General features: G+C 42.9%; 15 protein-coding genes. All 15 read right to left on the bottom strand.

Going from position 1 to position 18,543, the window contains the following annotated elements; all coding sequences use genetic code 11:
- Positions 1–12: 12 nt before the first annotated feature.
- Complete coding sequence (locus NSQ12_RS09260) at positions 13–1,242, bottom strand: pitrilysin family protein (RefSeq protein WP_003245717.1); 1,230 nt, start codon at positions 1,240–1,242, stop codon at positions 13–15.
- Between the two features lie 39 nt (positions 1,243–1,281).
- Positions 1,282–2,241 carry a polysaccharide deacetylase family protein gene (locus NSQ12_RS09255; protein ID WP_339176515.1) on the bottom strand — a complete coding sequence of 320 codons (960 nt, stop codon included), beginning with the start codon at positions 2,239–2,241 and terminating at the stop codon, positions 1,282–1,284.
- A gap of 116 nt (positions 2,242–2,357) precedes the next feature.
- Entirely contained in the window at positions 2,358–4,475 is a 2,118-nt protein-coding gene (pnp, locus tag NSQ12_RS09250; protein WP_003231897.1) for a polyribonucleotide nucleotidyltransferase, read from the bottom strand.
- A gap of 172 nt (positions 4,476–4,647) precedes the next feature.
- Positions 4,648–4,917 (bottom strand): 30S ribosomal protein S15, encoded by a 270-nt coding sequence (rpsO, locus tag NSQ12_RS09245; protein WP_003220957.1) that lies wholly within the window; start codon positions 4,915–4,917, stop codon positions 4,648–4,650.
- A gap of 156 nt (positions 4,918–5,073) precedes the next feature.
- On the bottom strand, positions 5,074–6,024 hold the full coding sequence (ribF, locus tag NSQ12_RS09240; protein WP_014476827.1) for a bifunctional riboflavin kinase/FAD synthetase: 951 nt from the start codon (positions 6,022–6,024) through the stop codon (positions 5,074–5,076).
- Positions 6,025–6,042: 18 nt separating this feature from the next.
- Positions 6,043–6,972 (bottom strand): tRNA pseudouridine(55) synthase TruB, encoded by a 930-nt coding sequence (gene truB / locus NSQ12_RS09235; protein ID WP_015252083.1) that lies wholly within the window; start codon positions 6,970–6,972, stop codon positions 6,043–6,045.
- Between the two features lie 76 nt (positions 6,973–7,048).
- On the bottom strand, positions 7,049–7,402 hold the full coding sequence (rbfA, locus tag NSQ12_RS09230; protein ID WP_009967251.1) for a 30S ribosome-binding factor RbfA: 354 nt from the start codon (positions 7,400–7,402) through the stop codon (positions 7,049–7,051).
- Between the two features lie 16 nt (positions 7,403–7,418).
- The gene (locus NSQ12_RS09225; RefSeq protein WP_003220950.1) at positions 7,419–7,697 is read right to left on the bottom strand and encodes a DUF503 domain-containing protein; all 279 of its coding nucleotides are present in this window, start codon (positions 7,695–7,697) and stop codon (positions 7,419–7,421) included.
- Positions 7,694–9,844 carry a translation initiation factor IF-2 gene (gene infB, locus NSQ12_RS09220; protein ID WP_014479801.1) on the bottom strand — a complete coding sequence of 717 codons (2,151 nt, stop codon included), beginning with the start codon at positions 9,842–9,844 and terminating at the stop codon, positions 7,694–7,696. Before infB ends, NSQ12_RS09225 begins: the two co-directional genes overlap by 4 nt.
- A 19-nt stretch (positions 9,845–9,863) precedes the next feature.
- Positions 9,864–10,166 (bottom strand): YlxQ family RNA-binding protein, encoded by a 303-nt coding sequence (locus NSQ12_RS09215; protein ID WP_003220946.1) that lies wholly within the window; start codon positions 10,164–10,166, stop codon positions 9,864–9,866.
- Between the two features lies 1 nt (position 10,167).
- Complete coding sequence (gene rulR / locus NSQ12_RS09210; RefSeq protein WP_009967250.1) at positions 10,168–10,443, bottom strand: glucose-induced regulator RulR; 276 nt, start codon at positions 10,441–10,443, stop codon at positions 10,168–10,170.
- Between the two features lie 13 nt (positions 10,444–10,456).
- Positions 10,457–11,572 carry a transcription termination factor NusA gene (nusA, locus tag NSQ12_RS09205; RefSeq protein ID WP_003231912.1) on the bottom strand — a complete coding sequence of 372 codons (1,116 nt, stop codon included), beginning with the start codon at positions 11,570–11,572 and terminating at the stop codon, positions 10,457–10,459.
- A gap of 34 nt (positions 11,573–11,606) precedes the next feature.
- The gene (rimP, locus tag NSQ12_RS09200) at positions 11,607–12,077 is read right to left on the bottom strand and encodes a ribosome maturation factor RimP (RefSeq protein ID WP_003231915.1); all 471 of its coding nucleotides are present in this window, start codon (positions 12,075–12,077) and stop codon (positions 11,607–11,609) included.
- Positions 12,078–12,406: 329 nt separating this feature from the next.
- A complete protein-coding gene (locus tag NSQ12_RS09195) occupies positions 12,407–16,720 on the bottom strand; it encodes a PolC-type DNA polymerase III (RefSeq protein ID WP_339176512.1) in 4,314 nt (1,437 codons plus the stop codon).
- Positions 16,721–16,828: 108 nt separating this feature from the next.
- Positions 16,829–18,523 carry a proline--tRNA ligase gene (gene proS / locus NSQ12_RS09190; RefSeq protein ID WP_003231918.1) on the bottom strand — a complete coding sequence of 565 codons (1,695 nt, stop codon included), beginning with the start codon at positions 18,521–18,523 and terminating at the stop codon, positions 16,829–16,831.
- Positions 18,524–18,543: the final 20 nt, after the last annotated feature.

The following is an 18,543-nucleotide window of genomic DNA, read 5'->3' as shown; positions in this document are numbered from 1 at the left end:
AGGCTTTCCTTTTTAAGACGGCATATTGCCGGAAGGGCTGATAAGTGCTAATGCATAGTCTTCAGTAAACAATTGTCTGGCAAGGCCGTTAACACGCTCTAAGTTCACGGCGTTTAATTCATTGATGATTTCATCTAATGTTTTATGTTTGCCGAGCAGCAGTTCATTTTTTCCGTTTCGGCTCATTTTGCTGTTTGTGCTTTCTAAGCTCAGCATTAAGCTTCCCTTCATTTGCTCTTTGCTGTTTTCCAGTTCTTTCGAGGTAATGCCGTCACGTTTTAATGTGGCAAGGGTTTCTTGAATTGTTTCCGACAGCTGCTGAAGCTGATTTGCACCCGTTCCGCCGTAAATCGTTAGCATTCCGCTGTCTTCATATGAGCTGTGATAGCTGTAAACAGAATAAGCAAGTCCTTTATCTTCACGCACATCTTGGAACAGCCGGCTGCTCATGCTGCCTCCGAGCACATTGTTGAGGACGATTAAATCATAAATACGTTCATGGCCAACCTCTAAGCCTTTAAATCCAAGGCACAAATGAGCCTGCTCTGTTTCTTTTTTTCTCGTCAGTTTTTCCGTGTGGAACTCAGGCTTCTCAAGGCCTGTCGCTTTGCCCTTCGCCTCGTATGACCCGAACCATTTTTCTACATCTTTGATAAAACTGTCAGATATATTGCCCGCTACCGAAATCACCACTCGGTCCGGCGTATAATAATCATGCATGTATTGTCTGAGAGAGTCACCGTTAAAGGAAGCAAGCGTTTCTTCCGTGCCTAGAATTGGGTAGCCTAAAGAATGATTGCCGTAAGTGGCTTTGCTCAGTAAATCATGTACAATGTCGTCCGGCGCATCTTCATACATTTTAATTTCTTCATATACTACATTTTTCTCTTTTTTCAGCTCGTTTTCATCAAACGTTGAATGAAAGAACATATCTGCTAATACGTCCAGCGCGTAATTCGCATGCTCGTCAAGCACCTTTGCATAGTAGCAGGTATATTCCTTTGAAGTAAACGCATTGACCTGGCCGCCAATACGATCAAAAGATTCTGCTATCTCGCGTGCAGATTTTGTGCTCGTCCCTTTAAAGAACATGTGCTCTAAAAAGTGAGAAATTCCGTTTATCTCCGGCGTTTCATGTCTCGAACCTGTGCCGATCCATACGCCGATCGCAACAGAACGGACTGTCGGGTTATTTTCCAGCACAATTCTTACACCATTTTGACACGTATATCGTTTAATCAAATTTGTTCCTCCTATTCAAAGACAAGCTGCCTTCATCTGTTACTTCAATAGTCTTGTTTCATCCATTAGTTCAGTGACTGTTCCAAGCGCATATCCTTTGTCTTTTATCTGTGTAATCAGCGCTTCAAGACTTTCCGCCGTAGGGTCAGTCGGATGCATTAAAATCATGGCACCATTATGTATCTTGCTTAACACTCTCGTCTGAAGTACAGACGGAGCCGGCTTTTGCCAATCGATTGTATCAACTGTCCACATGACTGTTCCCATCTGTTTCTCTGCTGCAATGTCGATAACCGCTTTTCTGAAACTTCCGCTTGGCGGAGCGAACCACTTTGGCTTAACGCCGATCGTTTGTTCTATTTGTTCATTAGTCTTGTCGAGCTGCTCGGAAATTCTTCCTGTAGTCAGTTTGCTCATATCCGGATGATTGTATGAATGATTTCCGATTTCATGTCCGTCTTTTGCAATCTTCTTAGCGAGCTGTACATTGTTTCTCACCCAATTGCCTTCTAAAAAGAACGTAGCTTTAACCTGGTGCTTTTGCAGAATAGGAAGCATTTTTTCCAAATACTCATTTCCCCATGCCACATTGATTAAAAAAGCCACCATCGGTTTGTCAGGATTTCCTTTATAAATAGGCTCAGGCTGAAGTGACTCAAGATGAACACTTGGTTTTACTTGACTGTACACCAAATCTTTTTCCCGAAACTCACCATGCTGTTTCATTTTTTTATATGATTGTTCAATATTGACCTTTAATCCATTGTAGCCTGGAATGCTTTTCCACACTTTATCAATTCTTGCATTCTGGGGCTTAACTTCGTACTCCGGCGCTTTTTGAAGCAATTCTTCATATAACGGGTCTTTTGACGCCGTGACAGTCACCGTATCTTTTTTCATTGCCCCTATATAATCAAGTGCATGCGGATTTTCCATCATCTCAAATGAGACAAAAAAAAGAAATAAAAAAACGGCAAACGGTACAAATTTTTTGTGCATGTTCTGTCCCCCCTCACCTCACATTATGAAGGGGAAGGACAAGGTAGAACCCGCCTGCTTTTGAAAAGCTTCAAAATAAAGAAGCCGGGTCTCCCAGGCTCCTTTTATGTTTTCATTTAAGATTGTTGTTCTTCTTTTTCTTTCTCTTCACGGAGCACCGCTTTGCGGGATAAATTCACTCGTCCTTGTTTATCAATTTCAGTGACTTTGACAAGAATCTCGTCTCCGATTTTTACAACATCTTCAACTTTCCCTACGCGTTCAAGCGCAAGCTCTGAAATGTGCACCAAACCGTCTTTTCCGCTAAAAATTTCAACGAAAGCCCCGAATTTTTCAATCCGTTTCACTTTACCTAGGTAAAGTTGGCCGACTTCAACCTCTCTAACAAGGTCTTCGATGATTTTTTTCGCTTTTTGGTTGCCGCTTTCATCTGTAGAGGAAATAAAGATTGTGCCGTCCTGCTCAATATCAATTTTAACACCGGTTTCTTCGATGATCTTATTGATTTGTTTCCCGCTTGGTCCGATGACATCGCGGATTTTATCAGGATTAATGGTCATTGTTAAGATCTTAGGCGCATATCGAGAAAGCTCTTTTCTTGATTCGCTTAATGTTGCAAGCATGCTGTTGAGGATTTCCATTCTGCCCTTTTTCGCCTGCTGTAGCGCTTCTTCAAGAATCTCTCTGGAAAGTCCTTCAATTTTAATGTCCATTTGCAGGGCCGTTACGCCTTTTTCAGTTCCCGCTACTTTAAAGTCCATATCTCCGAGCGCGTCTTCCATGCCTTGGATGTCAGTCAAGACAGTGTAATGTTCGCCTGATTTGACAAGACCCATCGCAATACCAGCAACTGGCGCTTTAATCGGTACACCGGCATCCATCATTGCAAGTGTGCTTGCGCAAATGCTTGCTTGAGATGTAGAACCGTTTGATTCAAGCACTTCTGAAACAAGACGGACAGTATAAGGGAAGTCTTTTTCAGACGGAATAACTGGCTCAAGCGCACGCTCACCCAGTGCTCCGTGTCCGATTTCACGACGTCCAGGTCCGCGCATCGGTCCTGTTTCCCCAACGCTGAATTGCGGGAAGTTGTAATGATGCATAAACCGTTTCGACTCTTCGACACCTAAGCCGTCAAGGATTTGCACATCTCCCAGAGCACCTAGCGTACATACGCTGAGGGCCTGAGTTTGTCCCCTTGTAAATAGACCTGAACCGTGCGTTCTTGGCAAGAGGCCAACCTCTGAAGAGAGCGGACGGATTTGATCGACACCGCGGCCGTCCGGTCTTACTTTCTCTTCAGTAATCAGGCGGCGAACTTCATTTTTCACCAGCTTGGATAAAATCTGCTTCACTTGCTTGATTGTGTCTTCATCATGTTCTTCATCCTCGAATTTTGCCACAACTGCGTTCTTCACTTCGTTAATGGCATCTTCACGGGCATGCTTTTCATGAACTTGGATGGCTTTCAGCAGATCCTCTTCTGCCAAAGCTTTTACTTTTTCATTAAGCTCTTCATCAATTTCAAAGAGCTTAATTTCAGATTTCTCTTTGCCGACTGCTGCAACAATTTCTTCTTGGAATGCAATCAGGCGTTTAATTTCTTCATGGCCGAACATAATGGCTTCAAGCATGATTTCCTCAGGAACTTCGTCCGCTCCCGCTTCTACCATGTTAATCGCATCTTTCGTGCCGGCAACGACAAGATTGATGTCGCTTTTTTCAAGCTGATCGACTGTCGGGTTAATGATAAATTGATCATCAATGCGTCCGACAGTAACCCCTGCAATCGGTCCTTCAAACGGAATATCCGATACAGAAAGTGCAAGAGATGAACCGAACATGGCAGCCATTTCTGAAGAGCAGTTTTGGTCAACACTCATGACAATGCTGATGACTTGAACTTCATTACGGAATCCATCGGCAAACAAAGGACGGATCGGACGGTCAATTAAACGGCTGGCAAGAACCGCTTTTTCACTCGGACGTCCTTCTCTTTTAATAAATCCGCCCGGAATTTTCCCTACAGCATATAATCTTTCTTCATAGTTTACAGTAAGAGGGAAGAAATCAAGCGGTTTAGGTTCTTTTGAAGCGGTTGCTGTACTAAGTACTGCTGTATCACCGTAGCGGATCATCACAGCACCATTTGCCTGTTTGGCAAGCTGGCCGGTTTCAACAGTAAGCGTTCTTCCGGCCCAATCTATGGTAAAGACATGTTTTTCTTGTCCCATACAATTACGAACTCCTCTCTTCGTTGTGTGAAATAATCAATTACTCCTATTATGAACGAAATGAATTGAACATATCAATGTCAAAGTAGTATGTAAAAGGATTTCAATGATTTGTTATAAGAAATTTCGCTTTAATACGATAAAAAAGCGGGAATCCTCCCGCTTTTTACGATTATCGACGTAAGCCTAGTTTGTTAATTAACTCACGGTAACGAGTTACGTCTTTATTACGCAGATACGTAAGAAGATTACGACGCTTACCTACCATTTTAAGAAGACCGCGACGTGAGTGGTGGTCTTTCTTGTGAGTACGTAAATGCTCGTTCAAGTTGTTAATTGAGTCAGTTAGGATAGCGATCTGAACTTCTGGAGATCCAGTATCAGATTCGTGTGTTTTGAACTCATTGATGAGTTGGTTTTTACGCTCTTGAGTAATTGCCATCCTGTTTCACCTCCAAATCATATTTAGCCCCAGTTACCTAGCAACCGTCGGTGACTTCGGATTGCCAAGCAATGGTTTTAAGACTACGAAAACTATGATACTAAAAATCGCGCCTATATGCAAATATTTTAGAATAAAATTTGCGTGCGTTGCAAGTTATTTCCGCAAATTGCTGAAATAACGGATGGCTTCCTGCTTATCTTTCTCAATTTGCTCAGTTAATTCTTTGATGCCATTGAATTTCCGCTCGCTCCGAATCCGTTTATACCATTCGATTTTTATAGCGGCTCCATATACCTCCTGATCGAAATCAAACAGATTGACCTCGATGGAAGGCTGCTCAGGGCGCTTTTCATAAAACGTCGGCTTATAGCCAATATTGCAAACACCATTGTAAACTTCGCCGTTCACTTCCGCTTTTACGGCATATACACCTGTGGGCGGAACGATATAGCTGTTATTTAAACCCACATTTGCTGTCGGAAACCCGATGGTCCGCCCTCTTTTATCACCATGAATGACAATTCCTTTAATAAAATAAGGCTGTCCAAGCAAGACATTCGCCAATTCAACATCTCCGTTTTGAAGCGCGGTACGGATATACGAAGAACTGATTTTTTTATCCTGCTCCGTCAATTTTTCTACCATTGTGCACCCAGCTTTTCCGTCTAAATCATCCGGCATGGTCTCCATTGTCCCCTTGCCGTATTTGCCGTACGTAAAGTCAAAGCCTGCCACTGCGTGCTGCACATTAAGACCGATAATATACTGGTCTATAAACTGCTTAGGAGAAAGAGAAGCAAACACTTCATTAAATTTAACGACATACAGAACTTCTGTGCCTAATTGTTCAATTTGGTTTATTTTGTCTTCAAGAGGCGTAATCAGATCCTTTGGTTCCTTATCTCTGCCCAACACGTGGGAAGGATGGGGGTGAAAGGTCATCACAGCCAATGTCAGACCTTTTTCTTCGGCTATTTGCTTCGCTGTGCCGATTACCTTTTGATGCCCGAGATGAACGCCGTCAAAATATCCTAACGCCATCACTGATTTTGCCTGCTCCTCTTTTATTAAATGATGAGGATGTGTAATATGTATCGTCTTCACAGAACGGTCACCTTTTTTCTATTGTTCGCTTTTTTGCATCAATACTTTTGCCGGCTTTAACAGCCCTTTTTTTGCAGGATGAGGGAAATAGATCGCCAAACAGGTTCCGGATTCAGTAAAGACGGCGATACGGTCTTCACTTGTCATTTCAGAAAACTGCTCGGGCGTCTCAAGCAAAGCCCCATTTTCTACTTTCTTAGCTAATGTATCACTTATGATCCATTTCGGCAAATGATTGAGCGCACGTTCAATAGGAACTGTATGCTCTTCCACGGTCCCGGATTGGGCCTGTGCTTCGAGCTCATCAAAAGTAAAGCATTCGTCGAGAGAAAAATCTCCGGATGCCGTACGGATTAAATGAGACATATGGGCCGGATATCCGAGCTTTTCTCCGATCATGACCGCCAGCGTCCTTACATAGGTCCCTTTGGAGCAAGTCACTGTAAACCGGAAGCTTGCGGTTTCTCCATGATGTTTAATCTCTGTCGTCAGGGCAATGTCTTCAATGGTTATCATACGTTTCGGACGTTCTACTTCAATCCCTGCTCTTGCGTATTCGTATAATTTTTTGCCGTTTACTTTTACAGCGGAATACATGGGCGGAATTTGTTCTTGTTTCCCCTTTAAACTGTTTAAAACCTTTTCTACATCCGCTTTATCAATGTCGTGATTGACAGGCTTTGTTTCCACCGTTTCTCCGGTTTGATCCTCTGTTGTGGTTGAAAAGCCCAATGTTATTTCTGCATCATACGTTTTAGATTTTTCAGTTAAGTATTCGACTATTTTTGTCGCTCTTCCTACACAAATCGGAAGCACGCCTGACACTTCCGGATCGAGCGTTCCTGTATGTCCTACTTTTTTTGTTTTTAACAGCTTTCGGATCTTCATGACACAGTCGTGCGATGTCATGCCAACAGGTTTATGTAAAAGGAGAACTCCGTTAACCATTTGCCTTTCACTCCTTCTGTTTTTTTCTTTTAAACGAAGAAAGAGGACAGACGATATACGCCTATCCTCTCATTTTTTATTCAGATGGTTTCTCTGAATGTAATTCGTGAATCAGTGTTTCGATCCGATTCCCGTAATCGATTGATTCATCGAACTCAAATTCAATTTCAGGCGTTTTTCGAAGTCTGATGCGGCTGCCGATTTCGGATCGGATAAATCCTTTCGCTTTTGCCAGCCCTTTCAGCGCTTCTTCCCGTTTTTTCTCGTCACCGAGAACCGAGATATACACCTTTGCAATTTGCAAATCACCTGATACACGTACATCCGTTACTGTCAGAAAACCAATTCTCGGGTCTTTCAGCTTGCGGCTGATAATATCACCGAGTTCTTTTTTCATTTGCTCGCCGACACGGTTTGCTCTCATACTCAATTCAATCACCTCTAAGTTAAAACCACTCTGTCCTAGTGATCGTCCGTTCAATTTCAGGAAAAGAATCGATAAACGCTAGGACGCGCTGCAGTTCTTTTTCTGTTTGAACGCGAGAGGAAGAAACAGCGGCGATTCCGAAGCTGGTTCTTTGCCAGGTGTCCTGATAGCCAATCTCCGAAATCGAAACATTGAACTTGTTTTGAACCCTGGTTAAAATCCGCTTCAGAACGGCACGCTTTTCTTTTAGCGATCCTGCATCATAAATGATGCATTCACACTCCGCAAATCCGATCACGTTCTTTCAATTTCTTGCATGACAAACGCTTCTAGGATGTCACCTTCACGAATGTCATTGTATTTCTTAATTGTAATACCACATTCATAGCCTTGTGAAACTTCTTTCACATCGTCTTTAAAGCGTTTCAGAACATCTACTTCGCCTTCAAAGATGACGACGCCATCACGAATTAAACGGAGGCCGCTGTCGCGCGTAATGGTTCCTTCAGTAACATATCCGCCGGCAATTGTACCGATTTTAGATACTTTGAATGTTTGGCGTACTTCTACTTGACCAATTACTTTTTCTTCATATTCAGGATCAAGCATACCTTTCATGGCAGCTTCAATCTCGTCGATTACTTTGTAAATGATACGGTGAAGTCGAATATCTACATTTTCAGCTTCAGCCGTACTCTTAGCATTTCCGTCCGGTCTCACATTAAACCCGATAACAATTGCATTGGAAGCAGATGCCAAGATAATGTCAGATTCAGTAATCGCACCAACGCCTGTATGGATGATTTTCACTTTAACGCCTTCTACTTCAATTTTTTGAAGCGCAGCCGTTAAAGCTTCAGCAGATCCTTGAACGTCAGCTTTTACGATGAGGTTGATGTCTTTTACATCACCTTGCTTAATTTGCTCGAATAAATCATCAAGACTGAGCTTCGCTTTATCGCTGCGCTGCTCTTCAAGCTGTTTCGAAGCACGGGCTTCACCGACAGAACGAGCTGTTTTTTCATCCTTAAAGACAAGGAATTGGTCTCCCGCTTGAGGGACATCATTCAAACCGGTAATTTCAACCGGAGTTGACGGGCCGGCAGTTTTCACACGGCGGCCAATGTCGTTGACCATTGCACGGACACGGCCAAATGTATTGCCGACTACGATCGGATCACCGACATGCAGTGTTCCAGTCTGTACGAGCAACGTCGCAACTGACCCTCTGCCTTTATCGAGTTCAGCTTCAATAACCGTTCCTTTTGCCTGACGGTTCGGATTCGCTTTCAGTTCCTCTACCTCACTGACAAGCAAAATCATTTCAACGAGCTCATCAATGCCTTTTCCAGTTAAAGCGGAAAGCGGCACAAAAATGGTTTCTCCGCCCCAAGCTTCAGGGACAAGTCCGTATTCCGTCAGTTCTTGCATTACACGGTCAGGGTTTGCAGATTCTTTATCTATTTTATTCACAGCAACGATGATTGGAACCTCTGCTGCTTTTGCATGGTTAATCGCTTCAACTGTTTGCGGCATGACACCGTCATCGGCAGCTACGACAAGAATCGTAATATCAGTTACTTCTGCACCGCGTGCACGCATTGTTGTAAATGCGGCGTGGCCCGGTGTATCCAAGAACGTGATTTTCTTGCCGTTCTCTTCAATTTGATAAGCGCCGATATGCTGAGTGATTCCGCCTGCTTCTCCTTCAACAACCTTTGTTTTACGGATGCTGTCAAGAAGCGTTGTTTTCCCATGGTCAACGTGGCCCATGATTGTCACGACAGGAGGACGAATTTCAAGATCCTCTTCATTATCAGGCTCTTCGTATTTTTCCAGCTCTGTTTCTTCAAGCACAATGACCTCTTCTGTTTCAACACCATATTCTGATGCAATGAGTTCGATTGTGTCTTTATCAAGCTCTTGGTTAATGGTTGCCATTACGCCAAGAAGCATCAGCTTTTTAATGATTTCTGAAGGCTCTTTGCCAAGCTCTTCAGCAAGTGCGCCAACTGTTAAAGTGCCAGAGAATGTAATTTTCTCAGGAAGCTCTTTTTTCGGCTTTACAGGCTTTTGCTGATGTTGGTTTTTATTATTGTTGTTGTTGCGTTTATTTTTTTTGTTGTTGTTATTCTTCTTGTTTTTGTTAAATTGATTATTCTGCACGTCATTCTTCTTTCCGTCTCGAATTTTATTTGGTTGATTTCCAGCTGATTGCTGATTAACCCCTTGTGGCTGTTTGTTTTTGTTCGTTTCTGCTGGCTTTTGAGATTTAGCAGCTGCGCCGCCTTTTTTATATTTGGCATCTAGCTTTTTAATGGCCTTTTCTTCAAGCATGGCCATGTGATTATTCACTTCTAAATCCATGTTCTTCAGTGCGGTCAAAATTTCCTTACTTGAAACATTTAACGCTTTTGCATATTCGTATACTCTCATTTTAGCCATTCGTTCACCCCCAAAAATATTAATCGAGCAAGCTGATCAGCTTATTCGCAAAACCTTGGTCAGTGACGGCGACAACGACACGGGCTTCTTTACCGATAGAGCGTCCAAGAACCGCGCGACTCTCGACTTTTTTATAAGGGACTTTATAATAATTGCACTTGTCAGTTACTTTTTTTGCTGTGTTAGATGATGCATCCTCTGTAAGCAGGACAAGCTTTGCACGCGCATTCCTGATTTCTTTTATTACCAAGTCTTCGCCTGACACGACCTTACGAGCTCGATTGGCCAGACCCAGCAAGGGAAACCATTCCATTCCAGACATTTTATTTTTTCACCTTTTCCGCCAGTTCCAGCAATTCATCGAAAATCTGGTCATCGATTTGTGATTGAAATTGATTTTGCAAAGTGTTTTTCTTTTTTGCTGCTAAGATGCACTCTTTATCCAGCGTTAAATAAGCACCCCGCCCATTCTTTTTTCCGGTCGGGTCTACTGAGATTTCGCCTTCTTTCGACCGTACAACTCGGATCAGTTCCTTTTTAGGCTTCATTTCACCAGTCACTACACATTTGCGTAATGGGATCTTTTTGTGTTTATTCACCTAAAGTCACCTCTTATTCATCCGATTCAGCAGTTTCAGGCTCCGTAAAGAGCGGCTCATCATCTTCTTCAAGTTCTCTCGGATAGATTCCAAGTTCTCTTGCGTCCGTTTCGCTCTTAATATCAATCTTCCAGCCTGTCAGTTTAGCAGCTAAGCGTGCGTTTTGTCCTCTTTTGCCAATTGCCAGAGACAGCTGGTAATCAGGAACAATAACAGTTGTCGCTTTTTCTTCTTCATTAACAATGACATCAAGCACTTTGGAAGGACTGAGCGCATTCGCGACAAATTCTACAGGATCACTGGACCAGTTGACAATGTCAATTTTTTCACCTTTTAATTCATTGACGATTGCTTGCACACGCTGGCCTTTAGGCCCTACGCATGAACCGACAGGATCAACGTCAGGATCATCTGTGCGAACAGAAATTTTTGAACGGTCGCCGGCTTCTCTGGCAACAGATTTTAGCTCGACAGTTCCATCATAAATTTCAGGCACTTCAATTTCAAACAAACGCTTTAACAGGCCTGGATGTGTTCTTGACACATAAATCTGCGGGCCCTTCGTTGTTTTTTCTACTTTTGTGATATATACCTTAATGCGGTCATGGGGCTTGTAGCTTTCATTCGGCATTTGCTCATTAACCGGCAGCAAGGCTTCTATTTTGCCTAAAGACACGTAGATAAATTTATTGTCCAGACGCTGGACGATCCCTGTCATGATGTCTTCTTCACGGTCGATAAATTCAGAATAAATCACACCGCGCTCAGCTTCGCGCACACGCTGTGTGACGACCTGCTTCGCTGTTTGAGCAGCTATGCGCCCGAAATCCTTAGGTGTAACTTCGATTTCGACGACATCGCCGACCATATATTCCGGATGGATGCCCTGTGCCTCTTCAATTGAGATTTCTAATCTCTGGTCGTATACTTCGTCAACGACATCTTTTCTTGCAAATACACGGATGGAGCCAGTTTCACGGTTTAGATCCACCCGTACATTTTGCGCTTGATTAAAATTCCGCTTATAAGCAGAAATTAACGCAGCTTCGATTGCTTCGATGATAATTTCTTTACTGATGCCTTTTTCTTTTTCAAGAATCGTGAGAGCATCTAATAATTCACTGCTCATTTAACGGTCTCCCCCCTTAAAACATTTGTATTCATTAGAATGTAACAGCTAATCTTGCATTAGCTATCTTTTCATACGGAATATTGATCCGTTTCTTTCTTGTTTTGATCGTGATCTCAACTGTCACTGTTTGTCCATCAAATTCAGCCAGTTCACCTTCAAACACTTTTACGCCGTCAATAGGCTCATACGTCTTAATGTATACGTTTTTTCCTAGTGATTTTTCGAAATCGGCTTTTTTCTTTAGCGGACGCTCAGCTCCTGGAGATGAGACTTCAAGAAAGTAATTTTGGCTGATTGGGTCTGCCTCATCAAGCTTTTCGCTTAAAGCTTCGCTTACTTTGGCACATTCCTCAATATCCACACCGTCATCGGAATCAATAAACACGCGAAGGAACCAGCTTTGGCCCTCTTTGACAAATTCAATGTCAACGAGTTCCAGCTGAAGGCTGTCTACGATTGGCTGAGCCATTTCTTGAACGGTGTCAGTCACTTTTTTGCTCATGTTCTTCCTCCTTGTGCTGTCGATCTCATATTCGTCTCGTCACTCTGCATAAAAACCCTGCTTCAAAAGAGCAGGGGCTAAAAAGTAAACGATGAACATGTCGAGACAAAATTCTCCTGTTCAATACAAAAGAGCGGGTTTCCCCACTCTTTGCCTCGGTAATCGTTAGCATTTCCAATAAAACTATACCATAACCATATTTTTATTGCAAATGGATATACGCTTACCTTCATACCTAAGCAAGTGACAGAAACTCTAATATTACGATGGCACTTTTTGCGCTTATGTATGCATAGAAGCAGAATTTCTGAGAAATTCTGCTTTCCATATTAGAACAGTGACAATTGGTTTTGATCAGGCAGTGATTCCAGACAGCCATGGCGATCTAAGTACTCTAAAATCGTTTTTGATACTTTCCCTCTCTTTTGCAAATCTTCTTTTGAGAGGAATTCGCCTTCTTCGCGAGCTTTTACAATGTTCAAAGCAGCGTTCGTCCCTAACCCTGGAATAGAGTTAAACGGCGGAATAAGACTGTTGTCGTCAATAATAAACTCTGTAGCGCTGGAGCGATATAAATCGACTTTTTGGAATGAATAGCCTCTCTCACACATCTCAAGCGCTAATTCTAAAACAGTCAGAAGGTTCTTTTCCTTCGGTGAAGCATCAAGTCCTTTAGCGTTTATATCCTCCATTACCGCTCTGATTGCTGTAGAGCCCTTGATCATTGTATCAATATCAAAGTCATCTGCACGAACGGTAAAATAAGCCGCATAATACAAAAGAGCATGATGCACTTTAAAGTAAGCAATGCGGACTGCCATTAAGACATATGCCGCGGCGTGGGCTTTCGGGAACATGTATTTAATCTTTTTACAGGAATCAATATACCAGTCTGGGACATTGTTATTTTTCATTTCTTCTTCCCATTCAGGCGTTAATCCTTTTCCTTTACGCACGAATTCCATGATTTTAAAGGCAAGGGACGGTTCAAGGCCTTGATAGATTAAATAAACCATAATGTCATCACGGCAGCCGATAACCTCACTCAGCTCACAAATATTATTGTGGATGAGCTCCTGTGCATTGCCAAGCCATACATCAGTTCCGTGAGACAAGCCTGAAATCTGAACGAGCTCAGAAAAAGTGGTCGGCTTTGTATCTTCAAGCATCTGCCGGACAAATCGGGTTCCGAATTCAGGAATTCCAAGAGTGCCCGTTTTACAGCCAATCTGTTCTTCAGTCACACCGAGTGATTCGGTTCCCTGGAAGATCTTCATCACTTCAGGATCATCCGTCGGAATTGTTTTCGGATCTATTCCGCTTAAGTCTTGAAGCATCCGAATAACAGTCGGGTCATCGTGTCCGAGAATATCAAGTTTTAACAGGTTGTCATGGATGGAGTGGAAATCAAAATGAGTCGTTTTCCACTCTGAACCTGTGGCATCTGCCGGGAACTGGATCGGTGAAAAATCATAAATATCCATATAATCCGGAACTACGATAATACCGCCAGGGTGCTGTCCAGTTGTACGTTTTACACCTGTGCATCCCTGTACGAGCCGATCTATTTCGGCACCGCGCATATGAAGATTGTTGTCTCCGGCATAGCCTTTTACATAACCGTAGGCTGTTTTTTCTGCCACCGTGCCTATTGTTCCCGCACGATATACATTGTCTTCTCCGAACAATACTTTTGTGTAATTGTGTGCTTGCGGCTGATATTCCCCTGAGAAGTTCAAATCGATATCAGGTACTTTGTCCCCTTTAAATCCTAAGAACGTTTCAAATGGAATATCATGGCCGTCTTTTTTCAAAGGCGTTCCGCAATGAGGACATGTCTTGTCAGGCAGGTCAAAACCAGAACCGACAGAACCGTCATTAAAGAACTCAGAATGCTGACACTCAGGACAAACATAGTGCGGCGGCAGCGGATTTACCTCAGTAATCTCAGTAAGCGTCGCAACTAATGAAGATCCTACGGAACCACGGGAACCAACGAGATACCCGTCATCTAGTGAACGTTTTACAAGTTTGTGAGAGATCAAGTAAATAACAGCAAATCCGTGGCCAATAATACTCTTTAACTCTTTTTCAATCCGCGCTTCGACAATTTCAGGCAGCTCTTCCCCGTAAATGCTTCTTGCACGCTGATAGCTCATTTCTCTGATCTCTTCATCAGCGCCTTCGATTTTCGGCGTATATAAATCATCTTTAATCGGCTTGATGTCATCAACTAAAGAAGCAACCTTTTGGGTATTGGTGACTACGATCTCCTTCGCTTTTTCTTCACCTAAGAAAGAAAAAGCTTCAAGCATTTCGTCTGTCGTTCTGAAATGCACTTTCGGCAGTTCATGCCTATTCAGCGGATTTGCCCCGCCTTGTGAGGATATTAAAATCTTTCTGTAGATTTTATCCTCATCATTCAAGTAATGAACATTTCCCGTAGCAACAACCGGTTTATTAAGCTTTTCCCCCAGCTTCGTGATATTCGCAATAATTTCTTTCAGCGCTTTTTCATCACGGACCAGTTCAAGCTCCAGCAAGTGACGATACACTTCAGGCGGCTGAACCTCAAGGTAATCATAGAATGACGCGATATCTTCCACCTCTTCAGGCGATTTTTGCATCATTCCCTCAAAAACCTCTCCCCTGTCACAGGCAGAACCGATCAGCAGCCCTTCCCTGTATTTCTCAAGCTGAGATCTCGGAATACGCGGCACTCTGTAAAAATAATGAATATGAGAAAGTGACACAAGCTTAAATAAATTTTTAAGTCCCGTGCTGTTCACGGCAAGTAATGTTGCATGATACGGTCTTGATCTTTGATAAGCATTGGACTGACCCATATTTTCATTCAACTCATCATGGTACTGAATGCCTTTTTCAGCTGCGTCTTTCAGCATTTTCAGAAGCAAATAAGCGGTTGCCTCAGTATCATAGATCGCACGGTGATGCTGTGTGAGTTCGATATCAAACTTTTTACAAAGTGTGTTCAACCGGTGGTTCTTAAATTCCGGATAGAGAAAACGTCCAAGTTCTAGCGTGTCAATGACTGGGTTTTTAGCTTTATCGACTTCAAGAAGCTTTTTATAGGCTACATTTAAGAATCCCATATCAAAGCTTGCATTATGAGCGACAAGGATATCATCGCCAATCCATTCTCTGAAATCTCTTATTACATCTACGACATCCGGAGCGTCTTGTAGCATATCATCAGTGATCCCGGTCAGCTCTATGATAGTGGCGGAAAGTGGACGATGCGGGTTCGCAAACGCCTCAAATTTATCAATAATTTCTCCGCCTTTTACTTTTACTGCAGCCAGCTCAATAATGGTATCGTATACAGCAGACAATCCTGTCGTCTCAACGTCAAAAACAACATATGTTTCTTCTTCGAGCAGACGATGTGCGGCATTATAAGCAATTGGCACGCCATCATCCACGAGATTCGCTTCCATCCCGTAAATCATTTTAATTCCATGCTTTTTGGCCGCAGAATACGCATCAGGGAAGGATTGAACGACAGCATGGTCAGTCAAAGCGATGGCCTCATGCCCCCATTTTTTCGCCTGTTCGACAAGCTTTCCGATACCCGTAACAGCATCCATTTGGCTCATTGGGGAATGAAGATGCAATTCCACTCTTTTTTCTCCTTCAGGTGCTGAATCTTCACGGGTTTTTGCTTTTATTTCGTTTACGTCATTTGCGATCATGACAAGGTCTCTGACAAATGTATCATTTTGAATGCTTCCGCGTGCTTTTACCCACATTCCTTTTTTCAGAGACTTCATCAGTGCCGCATCTTCTTTTTCACGTGCAAACATTTTGATCAAAATACTATTTGTATAGTCTGTAATTTTGAAGATACACAGCGTGCGCCCGCTCTTCAGCTCGCGCGTCTCCACATCAAACACATAACCTTGGACCGTAATTCTCCGTTCTTCGTCCATGATGCTGTCAAGTGTTCGGATTTCCTCGTTATCTTTAATTTGATAACCGATAACAAGAGGACCAGATGGTGCTTGGTCTTCATCACTTTCTTTATCTTTCTTCTCCATTTCAATCAAGGCCTGCATAGCCCGCTCTTGGTCTTCCGCAAGCTTTTGCTCCCGAAACTTTTGAACTTCCTGCTCGGATACAAATATTTCAGCATCAAGCTGAAGATCCGGAAAGCCAAATTGACGGTAGCCTGCTTGAATCATAGAACTGTATTTGTTTTTTAGCGCAGCCGCTTCTGTATCCGTTTTGGTTTTGACAATCAGTTTATTGCCCTTCAGCTTCGGTTTTTGCTGGTTTAAAAGACTGACAATCGGCGGCGAAATGCCCTGCAGTTCTTCAATGCAGCGTGACCAGTAGTCTTGTACGATACTTTCACTGACCTCGGCATCCTGAACTTCAATTGAAGATGTCACTTTTGCTATGTGGGCAAACGATTGCGTCAGCCTCGTTGTTAATGTGTCATATATTTGAAAAGGCAGCAAAGATTTAAATTGAAAATGAAAATGCCAAGACTTAGAAGCTTTGTGAATTGTCAGCTTTTTAATCTCGCCATGTTCAAAGTATGTCATGAAGGTATCATCTGTCATATTAATCTGCTGCAGAAGAATTTGAAACTGCCTTCTGTTTACTGATAACTGTTCCATTAAGACAGTATCCCTCCCTAAAAACATCATAAGTGAAGGTACCTCAGGCAATGAGGTACCTTCTATTATTTCTATTTTAACATGTTTTTTGATAAATCGTTATGGTGATTACTGCTTGCTGATAAACGCAGATAATTCGTCTACTGAAATCTCAGTTGACTCACCAGTTTGACGAATTTTCACTTCGACGATTCCTTCGTCAGCTCGTTTTCCGACAGTGATGCGGATTGGAAGGCCGATTAGATCTGAATCAGCGAATTTTACACCGGCACGCTCAGCACGGTCGTCATAGAGCACTTCATAGCCTTCCGCTTTTAAATCGGCATACAGCTTTTCAGCAAGCTCTCTTTGCCCATCGTTTTTCATGTTCAATGCAAGAATATGAAGATCGTACGGGGCAACGCTTTTTGGCCATATTAATCCTTTTTCGTCGTGATGCTGTTCAGCAATAGCAGAAAGCGTTCTTGATACACCGATTCCGTAACAGCCCATCAGCATTGGCTGCGCGCGTCCGTTTTCATCTAAATATGTCGCATTCATCGCTTCTGAATAGCGTGTTCCGAGCTTAAAGACTTGTCCGACTTCGATTCCCTCAGCAAAACGGATCGTTCCCTTGCCGTCTGGTGAAGGATCACCTTCTTTAATAAAACGAAGATCAGCAAATTCTTTAATTTGCGCGTCACGATTCACATTGACATTTTTATAATGATGATCTCCTTCATTTGCCCCGGCAACAGCATTAACCATTGCTTTCACAGCTTGATCGGCATATACTTCCACATCCTGATGAATACCGACAGGGCCTACAAAGCCTGGCTCTGTTCCGAGCTGCTGAATGACCTCTTCATGTGTAGCAAGCTCTACAACTTCTGCATGAAGCAAGTTTTTCACTTTAATATCGTTAACTTCATGATCCCCTCTTACAAGCACTAAGACAAAACGGTCATCAGCTTTAAACAATACTGACTTAATGCACGCTTCAGCCGAAACCTGTAAGAACGCAGTCAGTTCTTCGATTGTTTTCACGTTAGGCGTATGAACCTTCTCTAGAGCTTTAGGCTCTTCATCTGAAGGAACTTCCTGGTGAAGAACTTCAGCCATCTCGATATTAGCCGCGTACTGTGATTCATCAGAATACGCAATCGTATCCTCTCCGATCGCAGAAAGTGCCATAAATTCGTGCGTATCCTTTCCTCCCATTGCGCCTGAATCAGCGATAACAGGTCTTACATTAATGCCGCAGCGAGCAAAAATATTAGAATAGGCCTCGTACATTTTTTGATACGTTTCATCCAGGCTCTCTGCAGATGCATGGAAAGAGTACGCATCCTTCATAATAAATTCGCGGCCTCTTAACAAACCGAAGCGAGGACGTTTTTCATCTCTGAACTTAGACTGAATTTGATAAAGAGTCAGAGGGAGACGCTTATAAGATTTAACCTCATCGCGAACAAGCGAAGTGATAACCTCTTCATGCGTTGCCCCTAAAGCAAATTCACGGCCATGACGGTCTTTTAGTCTCATCAGTTCGGGACCATACGTATACCATCTGCCTGATTCCTGCCATGTCTCTGCCTGCTGCAATGCGGGCATGAGCATTTCTACGGCATCAATTTTCTCCATTTCCTCTCGAACAATCTGCTGAATGTTTTGAATCACCTTATACGCAAGAGGCATATAGCTGTATACCCCGCTCGTATTCTGTCTGATAAATCCTGCTCTCAGAAGAAGCTGATGACTTTTTGCTTCGGCATCAGCTGGAACTTCACGGAGCGTAGGAATAAGCGTCAAGCTTTGTCTCATTTCTTCGCACCTCTGATTGA

It is taken from the genome of Bacillus sp. PS95 (assembly GCF_037963565.1).
Lineage (GTDB): Bacteria > Bacillota > Bacilli > Bacillales > Bacillaceae > Bacillus > Bacillus subtilis.
This window is presented reverse-complemented; position numbering and strand designations above follow the sequence as displayed.